This is a genomic window from Belliella marina, assembly GCF_042682445.1.
GTDB classification, from domain to species: domain Bacteria; phylum Bacteroidota; class Bacteroidia; order Cytophagales; family Cyclobacteriaceae; genus Belliella; species Belliella marina.
Genome location: NZ_JBHUHR010000001.1, coordinates 123,260 through 143,495, shown reverse-complemented (window position 1 = coordinate 143,495; position 20,236 = coordinate 123,260). Strand labels below are relative to the sequence as shown.

At 42.6% G+C, this 20,236-nt stretch carries 12 protein-coding genes; 5 read left to right on the top strand and 7 right to left on the bottom strand.

Annotation, left to right across the window (positions count from 1 at the left end; genetic code table 11):
* Positions 1 to 265: 265 nt before the first annotated feature.
* Both ACFSKL_RS00540 and ACFSKL_RS00535 read right to left on the bottom strand, forming a co-directional pair.
* Positions 266 to 2,668, bottom strand: coding sequence for a ribonucleoside-diphosphate reductase subunit alpha (locus tag ACFSKL_RS00540; RefSeq protein WP_376882341.1), 2,403 nt, complete (start codon positions 2,666 to 2,668; stop codon positions 266 to 268).
* A 36-nt stretch (positions 2,669 to 2,704) separates the two neighbouring features.
* A complete protein-coding gene (locus tag ACFSKL_RS00535) occupies positions 2,705 to 3,685 on the bottom strand; it encodes a ribonucleoside-diphosphate reductase small subunit (protein ID WP_376882339.1) in 981 nt (326 codons plus the stop codon).
* 1,027 nt (positions 3,686 to 4,712) lie between these two features.
* On the opposite strand from ACFSKL_RS00535, the gene rplU reads away from it, so the two are divergent.
* The 4 genes from rplU (at position 4,713) to ACFSKL_RS00515 (ending at position 8,612) form a co-directional block, all read left to right on the top strand.
* The gene (gene rplU, locus ACFSKL_RS00530) at positions 4,713 to 5,024 is read left to right on the top strand and encodes a 50S ribosomal protein L21 (protein WP_376882337.1); all 312 of its coding nucleotides are present in this window, start codon (positions 4,713 to 4,715) and stop codon (positions 5,022 to 5,024) included.
* 34 nt (positions 5,025 to 5,058) lie between these two features.
* The gene (rpmA, locus tag ACFSKL_RS00525) at positions 5,059 to 5,319 is read left to right on the top strand and encodes a 50S ribosomal protein L27 (RefSeq protein ID WP_376882335.1); all 261 of its coding nucleotides are present in this window, start codon (positions 5,059 to 5,061) and stop codon (positions 5,317 to 5,319) included.
* Positions 5,320 to 5,468: 149 nt separating this feature from the next.
* Positions 5,469 to 8,195 (top strand): S9 family peptidase, encoded by a 2,727-nt coding sequence (locus ACFSKL_RS00520; RefSeq protein ID WP_376882333.1) that lies wholly within the window; start codon positions 5,469 to 5,471, stop codon positions 8,193 to 8,195.
* Between the two features lie 108 nt (positions 8,196 to 8,303).
* Complete coding sequence (locus ACFSKL_RS00515) at positions 8,304 to 8,612, top strand: HPF/RaiA family ribosome-associated protein (RefSeq protein WP_376882331.1); 309 nt, start codon at positions 8,304 to 8,306, stop codon at positions 8,610 to 8,612.
* A gap of 97 nt (positions 8,613 to 8,709) precedes the next feature.
* Here the strand turns inward: ACFSKL_RS00515 and ACFSKL_RS00510 are convergent, their stop codons facing one another.
* Positions 8,710 to 10,404 (bottom strand): cellulase family glycosylhydrolase, encoded by a 1,695-nt coding sequence (locus ACFSKL_RS00510; protein ID WP_376882328.1) that lies wholly within the window; start codon positions 10,402 to 10,404, stop codon positions 8,710 to 8,712.
* A 230-nt stretch (positions 10,405 to 10,634) separates the two neighbouring features.
* Between ACFSKL_RS00510 and ACFSKL_RS00505 the strand changes: the two genes are divergently transcribed.
* On the top strand, positions 10,635 to 10,817 hold the full coding sequence (locus ACFSKL_RS00505) for a hypothetical protein (RefSeq protein ID WP_376882325.1): 183 nt from the start codon (positions 10,635 to 10,637) through the stop codon (positions 10,815 to 10,817).
* 73 nt (positions 10,818 to 10,890) lie between these two features.
* Here ACFSKL_RS00505 and ACFSKL_RS00500 read toward each other — a convergent pair whose 3' ends face one another.
* From ACFSKL_RS00500 to ACFSKL_RS00485, 4 genes are all read right to left on the bottom strand, one after another.
* A complete protein-coding gene (locus tag ACFSKL_RS00500; protein ID WP_376882323.1) occupies positions 10,891 to 12,294 on the bottom strand; it encodes a hypothetical protein in 1,404 nt (467 codons plus the stop codon).
* A gap of 175 nt (positions 12,295 to 12,469) precedes the next feature.
* A complete protein-coding gene (locus ACFSKL_RS00495) occupies positions 12,470 to 14,059 on the bottom strand; it encodes a RagB/SusD family nutrient uptake outer membrane protein (RefSeq protein ID WP_376882321.1) in 1,590 nt (529 codons plus the stop codon).
* Between the two features lie 18 nt (positions 14,060 to 14,077).
* Positions 14,078 to 17,155, bottom strand: coding sequence for a SusC/RagA family TonB-linked outer membrane protein (locus ACFSKL_RS00490; protein ID WP_376882319.1), 3,078 nt, complete (start codon positions 17,153 to 17,155; stop codon positions 14,078 to 14,080).
* Positions 17,156 to 17,272: 117 nt separating this feature from the next.
* Positions 17,273 to 20,119 (bottom strand): glycoside hydrolase family 31 protein, encoded by a 2,847-nt coding sequence (locus ACFSKL_RS00485; RefSeq protein ID WP_376882317.1) that lies wholly within the window; start codon positions 20,117 to 20,119, stop codon positions 17,273 to 17,275.
* Positions 20,120 to 20,236 lie beyond the last annotated feature (117 nt).

Here is a 20,236-nt window from a genome sequence, read left to right as displayed (position 1 = left end):
AATTCAACCTTTAATTTAAAAAAATAGTTAAGCATATCAAAAAAATAAAAATACATCAATCAAGAACTTCAATTTTTTCCCCGAGCCTTCTATCTCCATTGCTGGTGTCCTCACTAGCCATTTCTCCACTCTTCCATATTTGATCTCTAATGTTCTGTGACATGGAGACACAATGAGCAATGAATCTATGCCATTTTGAATAACACAAAAAAAAAGCGCCTGACAAAACCAGACGCTTTTTCCCATAAACGAACTCTAAAATTTATCAACTCCCGCACATTTCGCAATCATCGGGATTGTCCAATGAACAGGCAATGGCATCTTGTTTTTGCTGTGATACAGATGTATCAATCGATACTTGGGTGTTTGGCGCATCAGTTGTCAAGGCAGCCTTATCCACTGTAAACTGGATTGCGCTGGTAGCAGCTTGTGAACGCAAGTAATACATCCCTGTTTTCAAGCCTTTTTTCCATGCGTAGAAATGCATCGACGTCAATTTACCAAAGTTTGGATCTTGCAAGAACACATTCATACTCTGGGATTGGCAAATGTATGCACCTCTTTCCGCTGCCATATCAATGATTGTTTTCTGGGAGATTTCCCACACAGTCTTGTATAGGTCTTTGATATTCTGAGGAACACCAGGGATATTCTGAACAGAGCCATTCGCTGCGATCAGCCTGTTTTTCATGTTGTCATTCCACATGCCAAGATTGATCAGGTCTTTCATCAAATGCTTGTTGACCACGATAAACTCTCCCGACAATGTTCTTCTTGTATAGATATTGGAAGTGTAAGGCTCAAAGCATTCGTTGTTTCCAAGGATTTGGGAAGTCGAGGCAGTTGGCATCGGAGCGATCAGAAGTGAATTTCTCACTCCATATTTCTTCACCTTATCCTTCAACTCATCCCAAGCCCATCTTCCGGATTTTGGAGTCACTCCCCAATGATCAAATTGGAATTGACCTTTGGAAACCGGAGAGCCTTCGTAGGTCTCGTAGGTACCTTCAACCTTAGCCAACTCCATGGAAGTCTCCATCGCAGCATAGTACATCGTCTCTGCAATGTCTTCATTGAGTCTTTTTGCCTCTTCGGAATCAAATGGCATTCTCAACAAGATAAATGCATCTGCCAAACCTTGGACACCCAAACCGATCGGTCTATGTCTAAAGTTGGATCTCTTAGCCTCTTCAATAGGATAATAATTCACATCGATAACTTTGTTCAAGTTTCTCGTTGCTACTTTAGTGATCTCATATAACTTCTGGTGGTCAAATTTCTTCACCCCATCTTTTCCTTCCACAACAAACTTAGGCAATGCAATCGAAGCCAAATTACAAACAGCAACCTCATCAGGGGAAGTGTATTCGATGATTTCGGTACACAGGTTGGAAGACTTGATTGTACCTAGGTTTTGCTGGTTGGATTTTTTGTTGGCAGAATCCTTATACAACATGTAAGGAGTTCCCGTTTCAATTTGGGATTCGAGGATTTCAAACCAAAGCTCTTGGGCTTTGATGGTCTCTCTCGCCCTTCCTTCTCTCTCGTATTTTTCGTAAAGCTTCTCAAATTCCTCACTATGGCAATCTGCCAATCCGGGAGCCTCATTCGGACAGAAAAGAGACCAAGACTCGTTTTGCTCCACTCTTCTCATGAATAGATCAGGGATCCACATTGCATAGAACAGATCTCTCGCCCGCATCTCTTCCTTCCCGTGATTTCTCTTCAATTCCAAGAAATCCTTCACATCTGCATGCCATGGCTCCAGGTAAATGGCAAAACTACCTTTTCTCTTTCCTCCACCTTGGTCTACATACCTTGCCGTCATGTCAAAATTTCTCAACATAGGCACGATTCCGTTGGAAACGCCATTGGTACCTTTGATATAAGAGCCCTTAGCCCTCACATTGTGTATAGACAACCCAATACCACCGGCTGACTGGGAAATCTTCGCCGTCTGCTTCAATGTATCATATATCCCATCGATACTGTCATCCTTCATAGTCAAAAGGAAACAGGAAGACAACTGTGGCTTAGGCGTACCTGCATTGAAAAGTGTAGGCGTAGCGTGTGTAAACCATTTCTCTGAAAGCAGGTTGTACGTCTCAATAGCCGCATCGATATCCTCCTTGTGGATTCCTACCGATACCCTCATCAACATGTGCTGAGGTCTTTCCACTACTTTACCATCCAATCTGATCAGGTAACTTCTTTCCAGGGTCTTGAACCCAAAATAATCATAGGCAAAATCCCTGTCATAATGGATGGCTTCATCCAATTTTGCGGCATATTTTTTCACAATCCCATACACATCAGAGGCAATCAAAGCTGCATTTTCTCCGGTTTTGGGATTGATATAAGTATACAGCCTTTTCATCGTATTTGAAAAAGACTGGCTTGTAGTTTTGTGTAAGTTAGAAACGGCGATCCTTGCCGCAAGTGTAGCATATTCAGGATGTCTTACAGTCATGGAAGCACAGATTTCCGCTGCAAGATTATCCAGTTCGGTAGTGGTCACCCCATCATATAACCCATCGATAACTTTTTTAGCTACCTCAATTGGCTGAATATACCTGCTATCCAAGCCATAGCAAAGGTTTTCTATCCTTGCTGTGATTTTATCGAATCGTACAGATTCTCTTCTTCCGTCTCTTTTTATTACTAACATAATGTCATTGATTTGGGTATTATAAAAATAAAAATATTAGAAATCTTCTCCGATAGAGAATTTTGGAGATTCATTGATTTCGTTAGATTTCATCACGCCCGCTTTCTGATAATCCCCAACCCTCTTTTCAAAGAAGTTGGTTTTGCCTTGAAGCGAAATCATGTCCATGAAGTCGAATGGATTTGTGCTGTTCCAAACTTTAGCACAACCCAATTCCAACAACAACCTGTCAGCAACAAACTCAATGTACTGACACATCAGATCCGAATTCATCCCTATCAACCTTACCGGCAATGCATCTGTGACAAATTCTTTCTCAATATCTACTGCATCTTTGATGATTTTAGTTACAGTCTCTTTTGGCATCTGGTTTTTCACATGCTCTGTATATAAATGACATGCAAAATCACAGTGAAGCCCTTCATCCCTTGAGATCAACTCATTGGAAAATGTCAAGCCTGGCATCAACCCTCTTTTCTTCAACCAGAAAATAGAACAGAATGAACCAGAGAAGAAAATCCCCTCCACAGCAGCAAAGGCTATCAACCTCTCCTGAAAAGTTCCATTGTCAATCCAACGGAGTGCCCAATCTGCCTTTTTCTTTACGCAATCTATATGCTCAATCGCATTCAGCAACTTGTCCCTTTCCTGATTGTCTTTTATATAGGTATCAATCAACAAACTATAGGTCTCAGAATGGATGTTTTCCATGGCAATTTGAAACCCATAGAAAAATTTGGCTTCCGTGTACTGAACCTCCGATACAAAATGCTCTGCAAGGTTTTCATTTACAATCCCATCACTTGCTGCAAAAAATGCCAATACATGGGAAATAAAATGCCTTTCGCCGTCATTCAGGTTTTTCCAATCATTCAAATCCTGACTTAGGTCAATCTCTTCCGCAGTCCAAAAGCTTGCTTCAGCCTTTTTATAATATTGCCAAATATCATCATGCTGAATTGGAAATAGAACAAAGCGGTTTTTATTTTCCTGAAGAATTGGTTCGTACTGTTGCATTTTTATAAAGAGTTAAGTTTATGAAAGTCCTTCATACAAAGACTTTAATATAGATTTTGCTTCGAAGACTAGGGCTAATGAGGCAGGTAGTTATCAAAGCCTCTCAACAAATATGGCCAACAATTTTCAAAAATAAAACCCAGATTATGTCTATTTCGTTAGTTTTTTGACCATTGGTCATTTTTATATATTTAACTTATTTACAATAAATTACATACTACTACCACAACCATTAATTAAATTAAATACGCTATCACTACAGCATTGAATATTTTTGAAAAAAATCCAAAAAATTTTCACGACCAAAATTCGACCATTTTTTGACCAATAGTCAAGAAATACTGCGGTTTGCTGATAAAATACGGAAAAATGCTAAACACACTCAAAAACAACCATTTACACATTGAAAATATGTACTCCAAACTATCCGATTTCGCATAAAACCATGTAACAAAACCACTTACAACAACTACCCTGATTTTGATTCAAAATCACCAAAAACAGGTTTTGGCCTCAGATTAGATAACCCATGCTAAAATCACCTACAATTATCAGTGTACTGAAAATCAAATGGCTATACAAAACTATATTCTGCCTGACATGAGGGTGGAAGGCAAGGAAATTGTTTTTAGCCAAAAATATTCAGGGCTGTCCGATTTAGGTGGGTTGATCTGTGGAGACACAGGTCAAAGCTATTAAATTCAAACCCTCGAAGATTCTTACTTTAAAATTGTTAAAAGCAATTTCCCTGGCTTTCTTATTAGTGGCAATTCAAATGTAACTAAATTGTCACAGTTCTTCTATGGACACTTGGCCCGTGGCGTAGTCAACAGCAGCTGCAGATTAGAGTGAGCACATCACTTTAAGTGGCTACCGGTATGAAAGCGGATAATATATCGCTCCCATAACTGACAGAATTGCAGATAATCGTAAAATATTGATCATATTTATAAACATATTTTTTTGTATGAATTGGACTTGCTATATTTGCACCTCAATTTGATAAAATAGTATCCAACGAAAATCTATGTACGCAATAGTTAACATCGCAGGAAAGCAGTTCAAAGTAACAAAAGATCGGTTCGTCTATGCACCTAAGTTGCAAGGCGAAGCTGGCGCTTCCGTGGAATTTGACCAGGTACTGTTGGCAGAAGACAACGGTACAGTGTCGATTGGTGCTCCATTATTATCCGGAGCAAAGGTATCAGGTAAAATCCTTGATCATGTGAAAGGTGACAAAGTAATCGTCTTCAAAAAGAAAAGAAGAAAAGGTTACAAGAAGAAAAACGGTCACAGACAAGATTTCACTAAAGTATTGATTGAAAGTATTGTATTATAAGATATCCTATTAGGAATCATAAACATTAAAAATCATGGCTCACAAGAAAGGTGTCGGTAGTTCTAGAAACGGTAGAGAATCACATAGCAAGAGACTAGGTGTGAAAAAATTTGGCGGTGAAGCTGTTATCTCTGGTAACATCATCGTTAGACAAAGAGGAACAAAACACCATCCAGGAGAAAATGTAGGTTTGGGTAAAGACCATACACTTTTCGCTACTGCTGATGGAAAAGTTGAATTCAGAAAAAAATTCGACGGTAAATCTTATGTGAATGTAGTACCAGTTACTGCCTAAGATTTTCCTTACAATAAATTGGAAACAGGACTTTCGTTTGAGAGTCCTGTTTTTTTTGTTTAAACACATTGACTCCACCATCAATGTAATACCAGTTTGATTTTTCGCATACAGACTTCATATTGTTTCATAAAACAAACTCCATCTATATGAAACAAAAACATTACTATCTATACCTGATCTTTTTCCTAGGCCTAGGGACTCTACAGGCGCAAAACAAAACGTTACAACTGGAAGACTATGGAAAATGGTCTAGAATAGCGGCAACAAAAGCATCGCCAGACGGAAACTGGTTTGCATACGCCCTTCGGCCCAATGGAGCAGATGACACCTTGCATTTGAAATCCCTTCAATCGGAAGATCTCAAAAAAATCCCTTATGGATCCTCTCCTACTTTTTCCAAAAACAACAACTTTTTCGCCTACTATACAAGCCCAAACAAAGGAGAAACCGAGAAATTGAAAAAGGCAAAAAAACCAGTTTCACAGACAGCACACCTTTATGCCCTCAATTCAGACCATCAATTCGAAGTAGAAAGAGCCCGCAGAATGGTTTTCTCCAACGATGGGAAGTACTGGGCTGTACTCAAAGACAAGCCTGAAAACGCCAATTCAGAGACAAAGGGAGCCGACTTGGTACTATACGATCTGACCGACAAAGTTGCCACAACTTTGGGAAATGTGGTTGAGTTTTCATTCAATCAAAAAAGCACACAGTTAGCTTATACAGTAGATGCTGAGAACCAGGTTGGAAATGGCCTGTTCCTTTTGAGCCTAAGCAACATGTCAACGAAAAACCTTGACAGTGACAAAGCCTATTACCAAAACCTCACCTGGGATGATGAGCAATCCAAAAAAACTGAATGGCCTGTCAAAGGCAACCAACTTGCTGTCTTGAAAGGCAATAAAGTTGATTCCCTCCTTCAGCAGAACAATACTTTGCTCGTGTTTTCCGACTTGGATAAAACCATCAAAAAGAATATCCTCACCAATACAAGCAACAATTTCCCCGAAAATTTTGTGATCAGTGACAAGGGTAGAATTAGCTTTGGCAATGACGGCAAATCTATCAGCCTTGGCATCAAGGAGCAGGAGGCTAAGGTCAAAATGAGCAAAGACTCTATTGCCAATGTAGATGTATGGCATTGGAAAGATGATTATATCCAATCAGTACAGATCGTAAGGGCCAACAGAGACAAAAACTTTACTTACAGTGCCGCCTATCACATCAAAGAAGATAAATTTGTAAGGCTTGCAGACGAAAGCTTAAAGTATGTTGGGGACTCCAAACATCCAAAATACAGGATAGGAAGGGATGACAGTCCATACCTGAGTGATGTAAATTGGGGGATCTCACCGGCAGACCTGTACAGAGTCGATATCAATACAGGTGAGAAAAAGAAGTTTGAAAACCTGGTCGCTAGGGCTTTGGGAGGATCTCCGGATGGGAGGTATTTCCTCTACCAAAAAGACACTGCCTTGACACTATACGATGTTGACATGGACAGACAAACCAACATTTCCCAAAAAGCCTCAGTGGTATTTATGAATATGGAACATCCTTATCCCCACGAAAAACCTCCTTTTGGGATAGCAGGATGGACAAAAGATGGCAAAAATGTAATTGTAAACCACCAATACGATTTGTGGATGCTGGCGTTAGATGGAAGCAAAGCCGAAAACATCACAAAGATCGGAAATGACCAAGAGATCAGGTTCCGCTATGTCAATCTCGATCCAGAGGAAGACTGGATTGATACAAAAAAGGCACTGTTACTTTCGGCATATGGAGAATGGACAAAAAAAGAAGGCTTCTACTCCTTGGCGCTTGGTTCACAGCCCAAACTGCTCGTCTACGAAGACATGAGTTATGGAAGGCCTATAAAAGCTGAAAATTCAGATAAATTGTTTTTCACCAAGCAAACATTTGTGGACTTTCCCGATTACTATACCTCAAGCCTAGATTTCAGCAAACAAAACAAAATCACTGATGCTAATCCACAACAAAGTGAATATGCTTGGGGAAAAAGGAAATTGGTGGACTTCACTGACAGTAGGGGCAACAAGCTTCAGGGAACACTGACTCTCCCGGCAGACTATGAAGAAGGCAAAGCCTACCCAACAATCTTCTATTTTTATGAAAAAATGTCCGACAGACACCATGAATATTCGATGCCTGTATATGACGACAGACCGCATTTCTCCACCTATGCAAGCAATGGATATCTGATCTTTATGCCAGACATCGTTTTTGAAGAAGGGAAGCCTGGGACAAGCTCTTTGGACGTCATTACCTCAGCGGCCAAAGAACTGATCAGGTTGGGGTATTCGGACAAAGACAATATTGGCTTGCAGGGGCATAGTTGGGGAGGTTATCAAACTTCATTTATCCTCACACAAACAGATATGTTCAAATGCATCGTAACTGGGGCGCCACCGACAAATCTCGAAAGTTTTTACAACAACATATACGGTAGCTCAGGCACAGTCCACCATGGCATCATGGAAATTGGCCAGGTACGGATGGGCTACGGAGTGACTCCATGGACGCATAGAGACATCTACCAAAGAGAAAACCCAATGCACCATGTTCCCAACATCAAGACCCCATTTTTGATTTTGCATGGGACAGCTGATGGTGCCGTAGATTGGTCACAAGGCTTAGAGCTATTCAACGCCGCAAGAAGAATGGGCAAAGAAGTTATTTTCCTGTCCTATCCAAATGAAGGGCACCATTTGGCCAACGAAGCCAACCAGAAAGACTTCCAAAAAAGGATGAAAGAGTACTTTGATCATCATCTGATGGCAAAACCTGCCCCAGATTGGATGGAAGAGGGCGTTCCCCATTTGAAAAAGCTTTATGAAAAGGCCAATTAGACAAAAATAAATCAAAAAGCCACTCAAATTGAGTGGCTTTTTTTGGCTTATCCATCGTGGATTTCGTACAATGAGGTATATTTCATTTAAACTTCAAAAAAACAAACCATGAATTACACAGAAAATTATAAAGGTGTCAAAATTGATGTTCAATCCCCTAATCTGGATGTGAGCCCTGAGGTTCAAGAAGAAATCCGGGCAAGCATCAATAAGCTTTCAAGGTTTACACATGACATCAATGCTTTGGATGTCTATTTCAAATCAGAAGGACAGGGCGGAACAGCCACTACCACTATTGGGATGAGAGTTGGTATCCCTGGTCCTGATGTTTTTGCAGAGGAAAAGGGAGAAAACTGGATCGGAATGCTCAAATCTGTCACAGACAAAAATATCCGACAGATCCAAAAAGGGAAATAACCACCCATTTCTATGGAACACAAAAATAACCGGGATAATGCAATGGATTTTTATTGCATATCCCGGTTTATTATTTATCCTAAATCCCCATTACCACCTAATCCAAAGAGCTGACTATAGCCTCCACAGCATCTGCCTGCACTATGGCTGTGGTATGTCTATTGAATAAGCCAAAGCCATTGTTGCCAGTATGGCCATTGTCCCAATAGAATGGAATCAGGCCATGCTCCATGGCAGATTTGGTCACATAATGAAGATAGTGGTTTCTGGCTTTCTTATGGTTTTCCAAGGCTACAGAAAGCAGGGAAGATCTCAAAATAGCACCATATTCGCCAAGTACAACCGGGATTCCCTTATCCACAAAGTCACTTTTCATCAAGCCAAACATCTGGTCTACCCAAGCTTCCTGCCCCCAGCCAGAAGCATTTGCACTTCCTTCATAATCCTTTCCCCAAAGATATTTGTTACTATTCCCGTCCAGTGCAAAGTCCCAAGGGTCATAGTAGTGAACCTCCACCATTTTTCGGTTGGGGGTAGGATCTTGGGGCAGTTCCAAGAAATTGTGGGCATGTTCTATGTTTGTATTATATGCTTGAACCACAATATTTCTCCATGAATTCTTCCCTCCAGTGCTTCGCACCGCATCCACAAATGTCTGATTAAATGACTGCTGCACCTCTATATATTCCGATGTAGGCGTACCGTAATCTTTGCGCACTTCGTTGGTTCCTGCAAACAACAATCTCTGGTCATAATCCCTGAATGCTACTGCAATTTGCTCCCATAATGCTTTCATCTTTACATTCACTTCTTCCTGCTTGTCATAAGTTGGGTTTTCTTCCAGCCAGCCACCATCCCAATGGATATTGATGATCGCATACATATCATTGTTCATACAATAATCTACTACTTCCTGAACCCGATTGATCCATGCAGTACTGAGTCTATGTGTCTCCCTGTCTTCGATATAGCCACTCCATGCACATGGAATACGGACAGCATTGAAACCTGCATTTTTCACTGCATCTATCAAAGCTTGGCTGGCCATTGGGTTGCCCCATAGTGTTTCACCTGCCACTTCGGGGCTACTCGCTGCTTCCAAAGTATTGCCCAGGTTCCAACCTAAGAGTATTTGATCCGCCAATGGCAAGGCGTCGAGTTCCATACCCATTTTGTCAGGTGCTACCTGCAATGCCTGTCCACTTTGCACAACGGTTACCTCCTGTACTACCCCTCCCAATTTAAGTCGGACGATCCCTTCCCTTGCTGCCAAAACAGGGTTTCTTTTAGCCTGTATCTGAAGTTCCTGTTGGGAAGTGGCACTTACCGTCAGCCATGTAGGAGAGGTCTCAATTTCAAATATCCCAGAAGCTGTAACTCCAAGGGTATACTCTCCACCATTTTCGCCAATTTCCATTTCAGAATCAGACAGTTGCAACACTTCCGCACCTGCTTGGGTCACTGTTATGTTTTTGGTTACTTGATCTATAGACACAGTGATGGTTGCCGACCTACTCTCTGCTCCAGTATTGGCAGCTACATTGATCGCCAATTGGGCAACTCCCGCCTCTCCGGATGGTGCTGAAAGGGTACACCATGTCTCCGAACTGCTGGCTTGCCAAGGCAAGTTGGCATTCACTTCCACTTCTTGGGCCTCTCCCTCATGGGAAAAGAAAACCTCCTCAAAGGAGAGTATCAACTTGGGATCTGGCCTAGGCTCTTCCGGGTCACAAGCCATCGCCAGCAAAAGTAATGTACCTATAATGGACCATAATGAAATAGTTTTTGCCATTATTGGTTTTATTGAAGCCTTTAATTTTGGCTCATTTGTCTCCGAGTTCATAATTAGAATATTTATAATTCGTTACACCCCTCAAACATTTCCTTTTTTTTGAATGTCAGTTTTAAAAAAAATTGAATAGGATTAAACCACATAGGTCTCCTTTCCATATAAACAACTGATCTTTGAAATACTGAGGATTTTAGAAATCTGTTAAAGTCAACCTCCCAAAAGGAAGGTTAATGCAATATTTTCATCCAAAATCCCAACATATGGATCTTGGCCAAATAGGATTTATTGCCGAAAACAATAAAACAACCATACACCCTGTCTCCCCAGCCCACAATCACCTCCAAATGCAGCAGAAAAAAATCCCCCTCCAGAACTACCGGGAGGGGATTTTATCCAATTCACAAACCATGTAATATCTGGTTTGGATCATTTGCTAACCCATGCTATGGCCAGGACAAATATTCCTCATCAGTCCCTATGATTCGCCTATGGCACAAAATGGTATGCCAAATATTCGGGTTTGGCAGGATCCTTTTGCCCCAGCCAAATGCCTGTAATATTACCCAAGGCATCCGTTTCCGTCCTGATCAGACGAAGTCCATTTTCGGAAGTGGTAGCAAAGTTAAGCCACCCCGAAAGTCCGAAGGAAATAAAGCGGTCAAAGATGATATTGTTTTCATCATCCACACTATAGCTACCCGAAATAACTTCCCCCGAACCATTGGTAAATGAATAATCTCCCGAATTGCTTCCTGTCTTGGACAGTGTCAGTGAAATGTTTTTCAACATATCCAAATCAAAAGGCGCCCAACCTGAACCAATATAATCCTGCGGACCATTCCAGTCATTGAGGAAATCTCCAGCCAAGTCAGTCCAATTATAGGGAGTGATCTGGGACATTTCCCAGCGTTTGCTAGTTGTAACGGATGTAGTAAGGTCTGCATTGGCATCACCCTGATAGGGAGGCTCTGGATCAGGCTCATCCCCTGGCACCCAGTTGTCTGAATATTCTTTGGATATATAATTATACACCAACATCGCAGTACCATCATTCGGATCGCTGTCCCTTATTACCCCCAACTGCATAGAATCCTCTGTCAATGATATCAATCTGATATTTCCCCATTGAGAAACTACCGGATCACGGCCTATGTCATGCAATGGAGTAGCATTGGTCATGGTCAATGTCTTGTTATCGATATCGATAAAGTAAGTACCGCTTTCAGAACCTCTCTGCGGAATCTTCAAATGTTCTACTTTCACAAAAGGACCTCCTTTGAGGTTGAAAGTCATTGTACCATAGTCTCCATGCTCCATCAACCATTCATTGCCTACATAATCAGGCTCCCAAGACCAGCAATCATCCCCATAACAGCCCGTTTCTCCACCGGACCATTGGCCTCCTTCAGCCAGATATCCATTATCTGTCCCGAAGAAAAAGAGTGGCCCATTGAAGAACTTGGCATCTATATCCAGTACCCAGGTTTTTTCTTCTCCTACCCCACCTGATATGGCTGTCCATAGCGGATCATCCACGTAATTGAGGTTGTCCTCTGTAACTTCTATGGTGACAGGTTCGACTTGTACCAATCCACCTCCGCTGACGATGGATAGGTGTATTTCATAAGATCCCTTGAATGCATACCTTACAGTATCCACCTGCCTGTTGGACTTGCCTGTCCCAAAATTCCAGACAGGAATTGTCTCTGGAGTATCATTGATCAGGATGACCGTGTTCCCTCCCGGGTCGGCTTCAAAGTCCTGCACTACCCTGAATTGGATCTCCGATGGATCCAAGAGGACTCCCAATTCATAATTATCATCCACAATGCAGGATATGACCAAGCATAATGGAAGGAGCATTGCCAGTATATATTTAAAATGCTTCATGATTTTTTCGGTTTATTGTTCGGTTATTTGTACTATTTGGGCCAACATTACGTCACCCAGAGGATTTTGGCTTCAACCAAGGCCACATTGTTGATCTAACTGTGACCTTGGCTGTAGCCCCATCGTTTTGCATGGTCTCTTGCTTTACGCAGTTCCCATTTCCGATGGTCAGTCATTACCAACCGGGATTTTGCTTCAGCACATTGTCCGAAAGCTGGATTTGGTTGACTGGAATCTGTTGCAAACCTTCCGTTGCGAGAATATTGCTGGCAGAGATAGTCTTGGTACTCGGATTCCCACCATTGACTACTGTGGTGGTTTCACTGATGACAGCAGCGGCAGTGTTGATTCCCTGTCGCAACAAATCCCAATATCTAATCCCCTCCAAGGCGAACTCCAACCTTCTTTCTTCCATGATGTTTTGTTGGGAAACGGCTAGCTGGCTATAGTTTTCTTTGTATGCCCTCATCCTTACTTGGTTGAAATAATTCTGGGCATTGGCACTCCCCAACTCTGCAGCCATGAGAAGCACGTCAGCATAGCGAATCACAAAATAGTCTTGAAATTGGCCTATCATATGGTTCGGTGCACCCAAATCAATTGGAAGGTCAACTCCTTCTTCATTGATCATAGGTGAATATTTTTTGGTATAATATCCGGTATACTCCCTTTGTCTGGATTGATTGGTAAATGGAAGGTTTTCCTCATCGATGGCTATGATCGAAGCCTCTCTTCTGGTATCTCCGGAAGGGAATGCCTGATATAGCTTGGGATTGACGGTAGCTCCTCCCCATCCTCTTCCATAAGGATAAAAAGACTGTTCCCTTACACCCAGCATGACCATCCACATGTTACCATCTGTATTGCCATCGTAGTCACTGGTATAGGTATACCTGATTGAGAATAAAATCTCTGGATTGATCTCTCCTGCATAATCCTCCACCGAAGCCGCAGGCCACAAGTGGGCAAAATCTTCAACCAAACCAAATCCCCCATTATTGATGATATCCTCCAGATGACTCAATGCCTCAGCTGCCGTCAGGGTCCCTGCCAAGTCAGACTGATTGTAATACCCTGTATAGTACAGATAAACCCTCGCCAATAATGCCTGTGCTGCCCATTTGGTGGCCCTGCCAAATTCATTGACATTCTGTCCTGCAAAAGGTACTGAGGGCAAGTTGGCAACGGCAAACTTAAGGTCTTCCCCGATGACAGCATACACTTCCGCAGGATCTGCCTGCGGTATATTTTCAGCAGAAGGGCTGGTCAGTAAGGGGATATTTCCCCAAAGCCGCACCATATCGAAATAGAGGTATGCCCTTAGAAATCTTGTTTCCGCCTCATAGGTGTTTCTAAGTTCATCATTCCCTTCCCAGTCAATTTGGTCAAATTTTTCCAAAAAGGAATTACAACGGAAAACAGCTCCATAGTAGCCCGCCCAATTGTCCTGAAAGAGGTTTTGGTCCGGAGCCCTATTCTTGTCAAACTCATCCAACAGCTGGTATCCAAATCCATCGGCAGCCCCTGTGCCACCAAAGGCATTGTCGGAAAGTACTTCAGATGCAACAGGGAAGCTGATTCCTCCTGACCATATTTGGTGAAGCCCCTCATACGCCCCAACCAATGCCCTGTACGCATCATCGGTTGTCCTGTAGAAGTTCTCATCTGTCAGCTCGGTTATCGGTTCTGTATCCAGAAAATCTCCGGTACAGCCCCCGGCGATCCCGAGGCCTATAGTGATTATGTAATTATATATCTTTTTCATGATTGTCCTGTCTAAATGTTAAAATCTGATGTTTGCCCCTACCATCATCGTTCTTGGCCTAGGGTAGTATCCCAAGTCAACACCGGATGAAAAACTGCTTCCATAACCTATCTCCGGATCCATGCCTTCATATTTGGTAAAGGTGTAGAGGTTAAGCACTGAAGTATAAATCCTGACCTGACTGAATTTTTCGTGATTGATCAGTCTGCCTAAGTCATATCCGAGTGTGATGTTGCTGATTCGAAGAAAATCCCCATCATGGATATAGATATCAGAGAAATTAGTCCAGTTGCGTGCATCTTCTGTAACCCTAGGCATCGTATTGGACGAACCTGGACCATGCCACCTGTCAAGAATGGCCGTAGTATAGTTTGCAAATGGGTTTGAATGGTTTCGGTAGGATTGGACAATCTGGTTTCCAGCCACACCGTTTGCCAAGAAACTGATATCAAACCCTTTATAATTTGCAGAAAAAGTAATCCCAAAAGTATAATTCGGATTCGGATCGCCAATTTTGGTACGATCTGCATCATTGATTATCCCATCTCCATTGCGGTCGACATAGCGTATATCTCCAGGCTGGGCATTCGGTTGGAGGATAGTTTCTCCTGTACGATGGTTGCGTACCTCTTCTTCACTTTGGAAAATACCGTCAGTTTCCAATCCCCAGAAGTAACCTATAGGGAAGCCATTTTGCGCCCTGTAAAACTGCATGGAATTGTCAAACAATTGATTTGGCTGGCCGTGGATGATTCCATCCCTAGTCGGGATATTCCCAACCCTGTTTTTGTTGTATGCCCCATTGATACCAATGGTATAATTAAATTCCCCAATATTGTCTTCATAGGACAGGGCTAGTTCCACCCCTGTATTCCTAACATCCCCCCCATTGATAAACGGGGCATTGGCACCTGCCGTGGCCAAGATGGGTGCTACGATGAGCCAATCCCTGGTGATCTTGTCATACCAATCAAAATTGACACTCAACCTGCCCTGAAAAAACCTGGAATCAAACCCGATGTTGGTTTGTTCGGAAGTTTCCCACAATAAGTCAGGATTTCCAAGCCTGCTTGGATATGCCCCAGGAGTCAATCCACTTGTCCCTTCTCCGGGACCAAAGAAATAATTGGTATTAGCGATGGAAATCGGCGCTGTATATTGGAAAAACCCAATATCCTGATTACCTACTTGCCCCCAACTCGCTCGAAGCTTGAAAAAGTCCATCACGGGGGAAATATCTTTCATGAATGGTTCATTGCTCAATATCCATCCAGCAGATATGGAAGGGAAATACCCAAATCTGTTTCCCTTGGCAAACCTCGAAGAACCATCAGCCCTAAATGTCATATTGAGAAGATATGTCTCATTGTAATTGTAGCTCAACCTTCCAAAATAAGACATCCTATGATCCGGATTGGTAGGACCGCCTCCAAGACTGATGTTGGCTCCATCCACATTGGTGGCATTGGATAGCCAGGCATACCGCAACTGAGGGATGATCAAGTCTCTATTTCCAGCAAACATACTTGAGCCTTGAGCCTGAAACATCGAACTTCCCACCATGGCTTCAAAATTGTGCTTCCCGTCCAAACTAAAAGAGTAGCTTAACAGATTGTCAAACAACACAGTCCGTCCTTTGCCCATAGACTGATTAACCCTCGTAAATGGATTGAATGCATAAGTGGACAACTGATAACTTGGGGTGAAGGACCTGCCTTCGAAGGAATAATAATCCAATCCCAAGCTGGTTCTATACTTTAGGTTTTTTATCGGCTCGATCACCATATAGACATCCCCCATAATACGCTGGGTATTGTTCCTATTCTGATTTTGGTAATACATCATGGCGTAAGGATTGGCTTCATTGGGATTCCAAGAGGAGTTGCTATTGTCAAAGAAATTGCCATCCTCATCATACATAGGGACAAAAGGGCTGGTATTGAAAGCTGCCCTCAGTGAGTTGTTATATTGGTTTCCCACACCAATACCATTGTTTTGTCGATTGGAAAGTGTTAGATGTTGTCCAAAAGTCACCAATCCATCATATAGTTTATGCTCTGTATTGAGCCTAATATTGTAGCGTTCAAAATTGGAGAGGTCTTTACCCCCAACGATACCTTCCTGCCCGGTGTAGGACATGGATACAGAATAGACCGAATTATCAGAACTGCCCTGCAATCCCAACACATGGTTTTGGGTAACGGCATTGTTGACAAACATCTCATCCATCCAATTAGTCCCAGTTCCCATTGCTGCTATTTCAGCCTGGCTGAAATAAGGCTCATTGCCTGAGTTGATGGTAGCCTCATTGATGATGGTTGCGTATTCGGTACTATTGAGCATGTTGGTTTTTCTAGGGGTGTTTTGCACTCCATAGAAACTGTCATACGTGATCCTCGTAGCTTCTCCCTTTCTGCCTTGCCTCGTGGTGACCAAGATGACACCATTGGCTGCTTGGGAACCATAGATCGCAGCTGATGCCGCATCCTTAAGAACATCTATGGAAGCGATATCAGCAGGGTTGAGATAAGAGATATCCCCTGTCAAGACACCATCCACTACATAAAGTGGGTTGGAATTTCCAATGGTACCCAAGCCTCGGATCACTACCCGCATACTTTCGCCTGGCTGTCCGGAAGTAGAAGTGATCTGCACTCCGGGAGCAAGACCCTGCAAGGCTTGCATCGGATCTGTAGTACTGAGCTTTTGAAGGTCATTTCCATCCACCTGGACTGTTGCCCCGGTTAGTACTTTCTTTTTCTGAACACCATATCCGACTACGACTACTTCTTCCAAGTCATGGTCATCTGGTGCCATCGATACATCTATAACAGATCTATTTCCTACAGTGATCTCCTCCATTTGATATCCTATAAAGGAAAAAACCAATACCGCACTGGGGTCATTTACAGGCAAACTGTATTTACCTTCCAAGTCTGTGGTAGTACCGGTGGAAGTGCCTTTAACCAGGATACTTACTCCAATCATGGTTTCTCCTGTCTGTGCATCCGTTACTGTACCCCTGACTCCTTGTTGCGCCCATCCTTCCGGCAGGAGCAACAACATTCCTATACAAATCAGTATAATTTTCTTCATGGGTTTGTTGGGTTTAAGGTTACTCGATAGCACTGTCCACCTATGGGACAGGCAAATAATTGATTTTGGTTATCTTTCATGGGTTATGATTGGTTTAATTCGTTACTTTTTTTGGTTTTATCGGAGTTTGAATGTTTCAGCCTTACCTTCATAAACAAAGCTTTGGTCTGCCTTTCTTTCCAATGATGTATCTGAAGAAACTCCACTTTGGATATAGTGAATCTTGAAATTGATCTTTTCCGGCTTCCCTTCAAACCCCTTTCCTTGGATGTCACCTATCGTCAATTCACCAGTCTGCTCTTTGTAGGTAATTGGGATTTTAGTGAAATGACCTTCTTCGTAATTGTAGTTGGTATGCTCATCGTCATAGACATCAAACTGGCCATCAGCCCCCGCATATACCTGAAGGGTGATTTGATCCTGAGGTTTTTCGCTGGTGTATTGGATCTCCGGTCCAAATGGGACGATTGCCCCTGCTTTTACAAATAATGGCATGCGTTCATATGCAGCCTCTACCTTGATAGTCTGCCCACCAGCAAATGATTGCCCATTATAGAAGTCATACCAAGTTGTGTTTTGGGGAAGATAGACTTGCTTTTCACGCTGACCGTACTCTGTAACCGGCGCCACCAAGAAAGATGGCCCAAAGAGGAATTGATCCCCAATGCTTTTCACATTTTCATCTTCCGGAAAGTCCATAACCAATGCGCGCATCAGCGTATAATCGTCATGGTAGACTTTTCCTGTAAGTGAGTAGATGTATGGCATCAACCTGTACCTTAATTTATTGTAATAAAGTATGGACTGGTAAGCTGGGTGTTCCTCTGGAGCGATATGGAAAATCTCCCGATATGGAAATTGGCCATGGGCACGGAAAAGTGGGGAAAATGTACCAAACTGATACCAACGGGCATTCAACTCTCTCCATTCTTCCAAATCCTCACCTTGTGGTTCGGGCCTGTCATATTTGTCCTCCACAAAGAACCCACCTATGTCAGTGGTCCAATAAGGCAACCCTGAAAGCGCAAAGTTGAGTCCAGCAGGTATTTGCCTTGCTAATTCATCAAAACGGGAGGCAATATCCCCACTCCAAGTAGCTGCGCCATAACGCTGTATCCCTGCAAATGCCGACCGGGTCAAGATAAATACCCTTTTGTCCGGTGCCGAATTTCTTTGGCCTTGATAAATCCCCTTGGCGTTGACCAGAGAGTAGGCGTTGAAGTATTTTTCTGCCGGTCCCATGGAGGTTGGGTTCATCAGTGCTTTTCGTTCTTCAATAGAGGCATTGGAATGGATATCAGGTTCGGTAGCATCTAGCCACCAAGCGTCCATTCCCTTCGAGAAAAGAGAGGATTCCAATTGATTCCAAAAAGCTTTTCTGGCTTCGGGATTAAAGGCATCATAAAATGTTGACACATACCCTTCTCCGATCCAATCCCTTTGTTGATTTTGGATGTTTTGGGTATAAAGCATGCCCTTATCATTCATCGCAAGGTAATTGTTGATCCCTTCGTAGAATTTAGGCCAAACAGAAATCATCACACGGGCATTGTTTTCGTGGATTTCCTTCACCATGCCTTCTGGATCAGGAAACCTTTCAGTATCAAACTCATGACTTCCCCAAGCATTTTCTGGCCAATAAGACCAATCTTGCACAATGTTGTCAATGGGGATTCCTTTTTCACGGAATGTCTTGAGGGTTTCGACCATCTCATCTTGGGTCTTGTACCTTTCCCTACTTTGCCAAAACCCCATGGCCCACTTAGGCATTACCTGTGCTTTGCCTGTGAGGGTTCTGTAACCACTGATAACCTGATCCATATTCTCTCCATAGACAAAATAATAGTCGATCTGCTCACCCGCTTCGGAAGCGAAGCCGAAAGTATTCCCCTCCGCTTCCGTCTGTGGATCTAGGTAATTGAGAGATAAAAAGGATTGGTCAGATTCAGGTATCCAAGAGATTTTTACTTGGTGCTTGTCGCGGGAGTCCAGGTGATGTCCAAATTCGACAAAACCGGGATTCCAGCTTTCCCTCCATGTATCGATTTTGAGTTCACCATCCATCCATATTTTGATGTAGCCTGAATATGACATCTTGAAAGTATGGAGTCCAGTGTCTTCTGGCTGAATGTATCCAGACCAGGTAACTGCCCCTTTTGCCCTGTTGAAATCAGGCATTTTCTCCAGGGAAGAGATGAAAGTATAGTCTATTTCTGTTTCCAGTTTCTCAAGTCCTTTGTCGGGATGCTGCCTGTCTGAGGCATAAGTAGCCAACAAGCCCTCTGGATTTCCGCTTTGTCCGGAATAAAGCTTGAGTGACGAAAGTGGCTTGAGAGGACGGGTATCCCCAAATCGGGTAATGGAATAATTATCCCAAAGCAATCCATAACCTTCACTGGAAACCATAAACGGGACTACTGCCACTCCATTGTATTGGGTTAGGTCGACTTGCTTGTCCCTGTAGTTGAACACTCCGGCCTGATGCTGGCCAAGACCGTAAAAATTCTCATCCTTTCCCTTCTCAAAATGCTGTTCCAGACTGAAATAAGTACTGGATCCATTTTCATTCAAATCAAATCCCCTACTGGTATTGGGGAGTTCCCTCAAAAGAATCTTACCCTCAGAGTTTTTGAATGTGAGTTGATTGGTTTTGATGGAATAAACAACCTCTAGCTGCCTTGTCTTTAGACTTAGGTTTTCCTGGTCTTCTTCAACCGTCCATTCGGTGGAGTATTCCAAGTCATCTTTCAAGATCAAACTGGTAGCTTGCGAAAAATCCTGCACCGGAGTGATGGATACATGGACCACCCGTTCGTTGACTGGTTGAAGCCTGAGCTTTTGGGTTGAATTGGACAGGGGCACTACTATTCCTGTTTCAGTCTTTTGGTAATTCGTTTGGGCAAAAGATTGGTACAAACAGAACACACAGCCCCATAAGGGGATAGTTTTCCAGGTTATCTTCATTAGGTTTATTGTTTTGTTAATTCTCTAACCCAATTTCAGAATTCCTTTTTCAACTCATTGTCCGAAATGTTAAGATTATAGGGTTCAAATGTTAAATACCCCTAATTTCGATCTCAA

Coding starts and splice junctions, on each gene's coding strand:
- ACFSKL_RS00540 (WP_376882341.1), bottom strand. CDS start 2,668: ATGTTAGTAATAAAAAGAGACGGAAGAAGAGAATCTGTACGATTCGAT.
- ACFSKL_RS00535 (WP_376882339.1), bottom strand. CDS start 3,685: ATGCAACAGTACGAACCAATTCTTCAGGAAAATAAAAACCGCTTTGTT.
- rplU (WP_376882337.1), top strand. CDS start 4,713: ATGTACGCAATAGTTAACATCGCAGGAAAGCAGTTCAAAGTAACAAAA.
- rpmA (WP_376882335.1), top strand. CDS start 5,059: ATGGCTCACAAGAAAGGTGTCGGTAGTTCTAGAAACGGTAGAGAATCA.
- ACFSKL_RS00520 (WP_376882333.1), top strand. CDS start 5,469: ATGAAACAAAAACATTACTATCTATACCTGATCTTTTTCCTAGGCCTA.
- ACFSKL_RS00515 (WP_376882331.1), top strand. CDS start 8,304: ATGAATTACACAGAAAATTATAAAGGTGTCAAAATTGATGTTCAATCC.
- ACFSKL_RS00510 (WP_376882328.1), bottom strand. CDS start 10,404: ATGGCAAAAACTATTTCATTATGGTCCATTATAGGTACATTACTTTTG.
- ACFSKL_RS00505 (WP_376882325.1), top strand. CDS start 10,635: ATGCAATATTTTCATCCAAAATCCCAACATATGGATCTTGGCCAAATA.
- ACFSKL_RS00500 (WP_376882323.1), bottom strand. CDS start 12,294: ATGAAGCATTTTAAATATATACTGGCAATGCTCCTTCCATTATGCTTG.
- ACFSKL_RS00495 (WP_376882321.1), bottom strand. CDS start 14,059: ATGAAAAAGATATATAATTACATAATCACTATAGGCCTCGGGATCGCC.
- ACFSKL_RS00490 (WP_376882319.1), bottom strand. CDS start 17,155: ATGAAGAAAATTATACTGATTTGTATAGGAATGTTGTTGCTCCTGCCG.
- ACFSKL_RS00485 (WP_376882317.1), bottom strand. CDS start 20,119: ATGAAGATAACCTGGAAAACTATCCCCTTATGGGGCTGTGTGTTCTGT.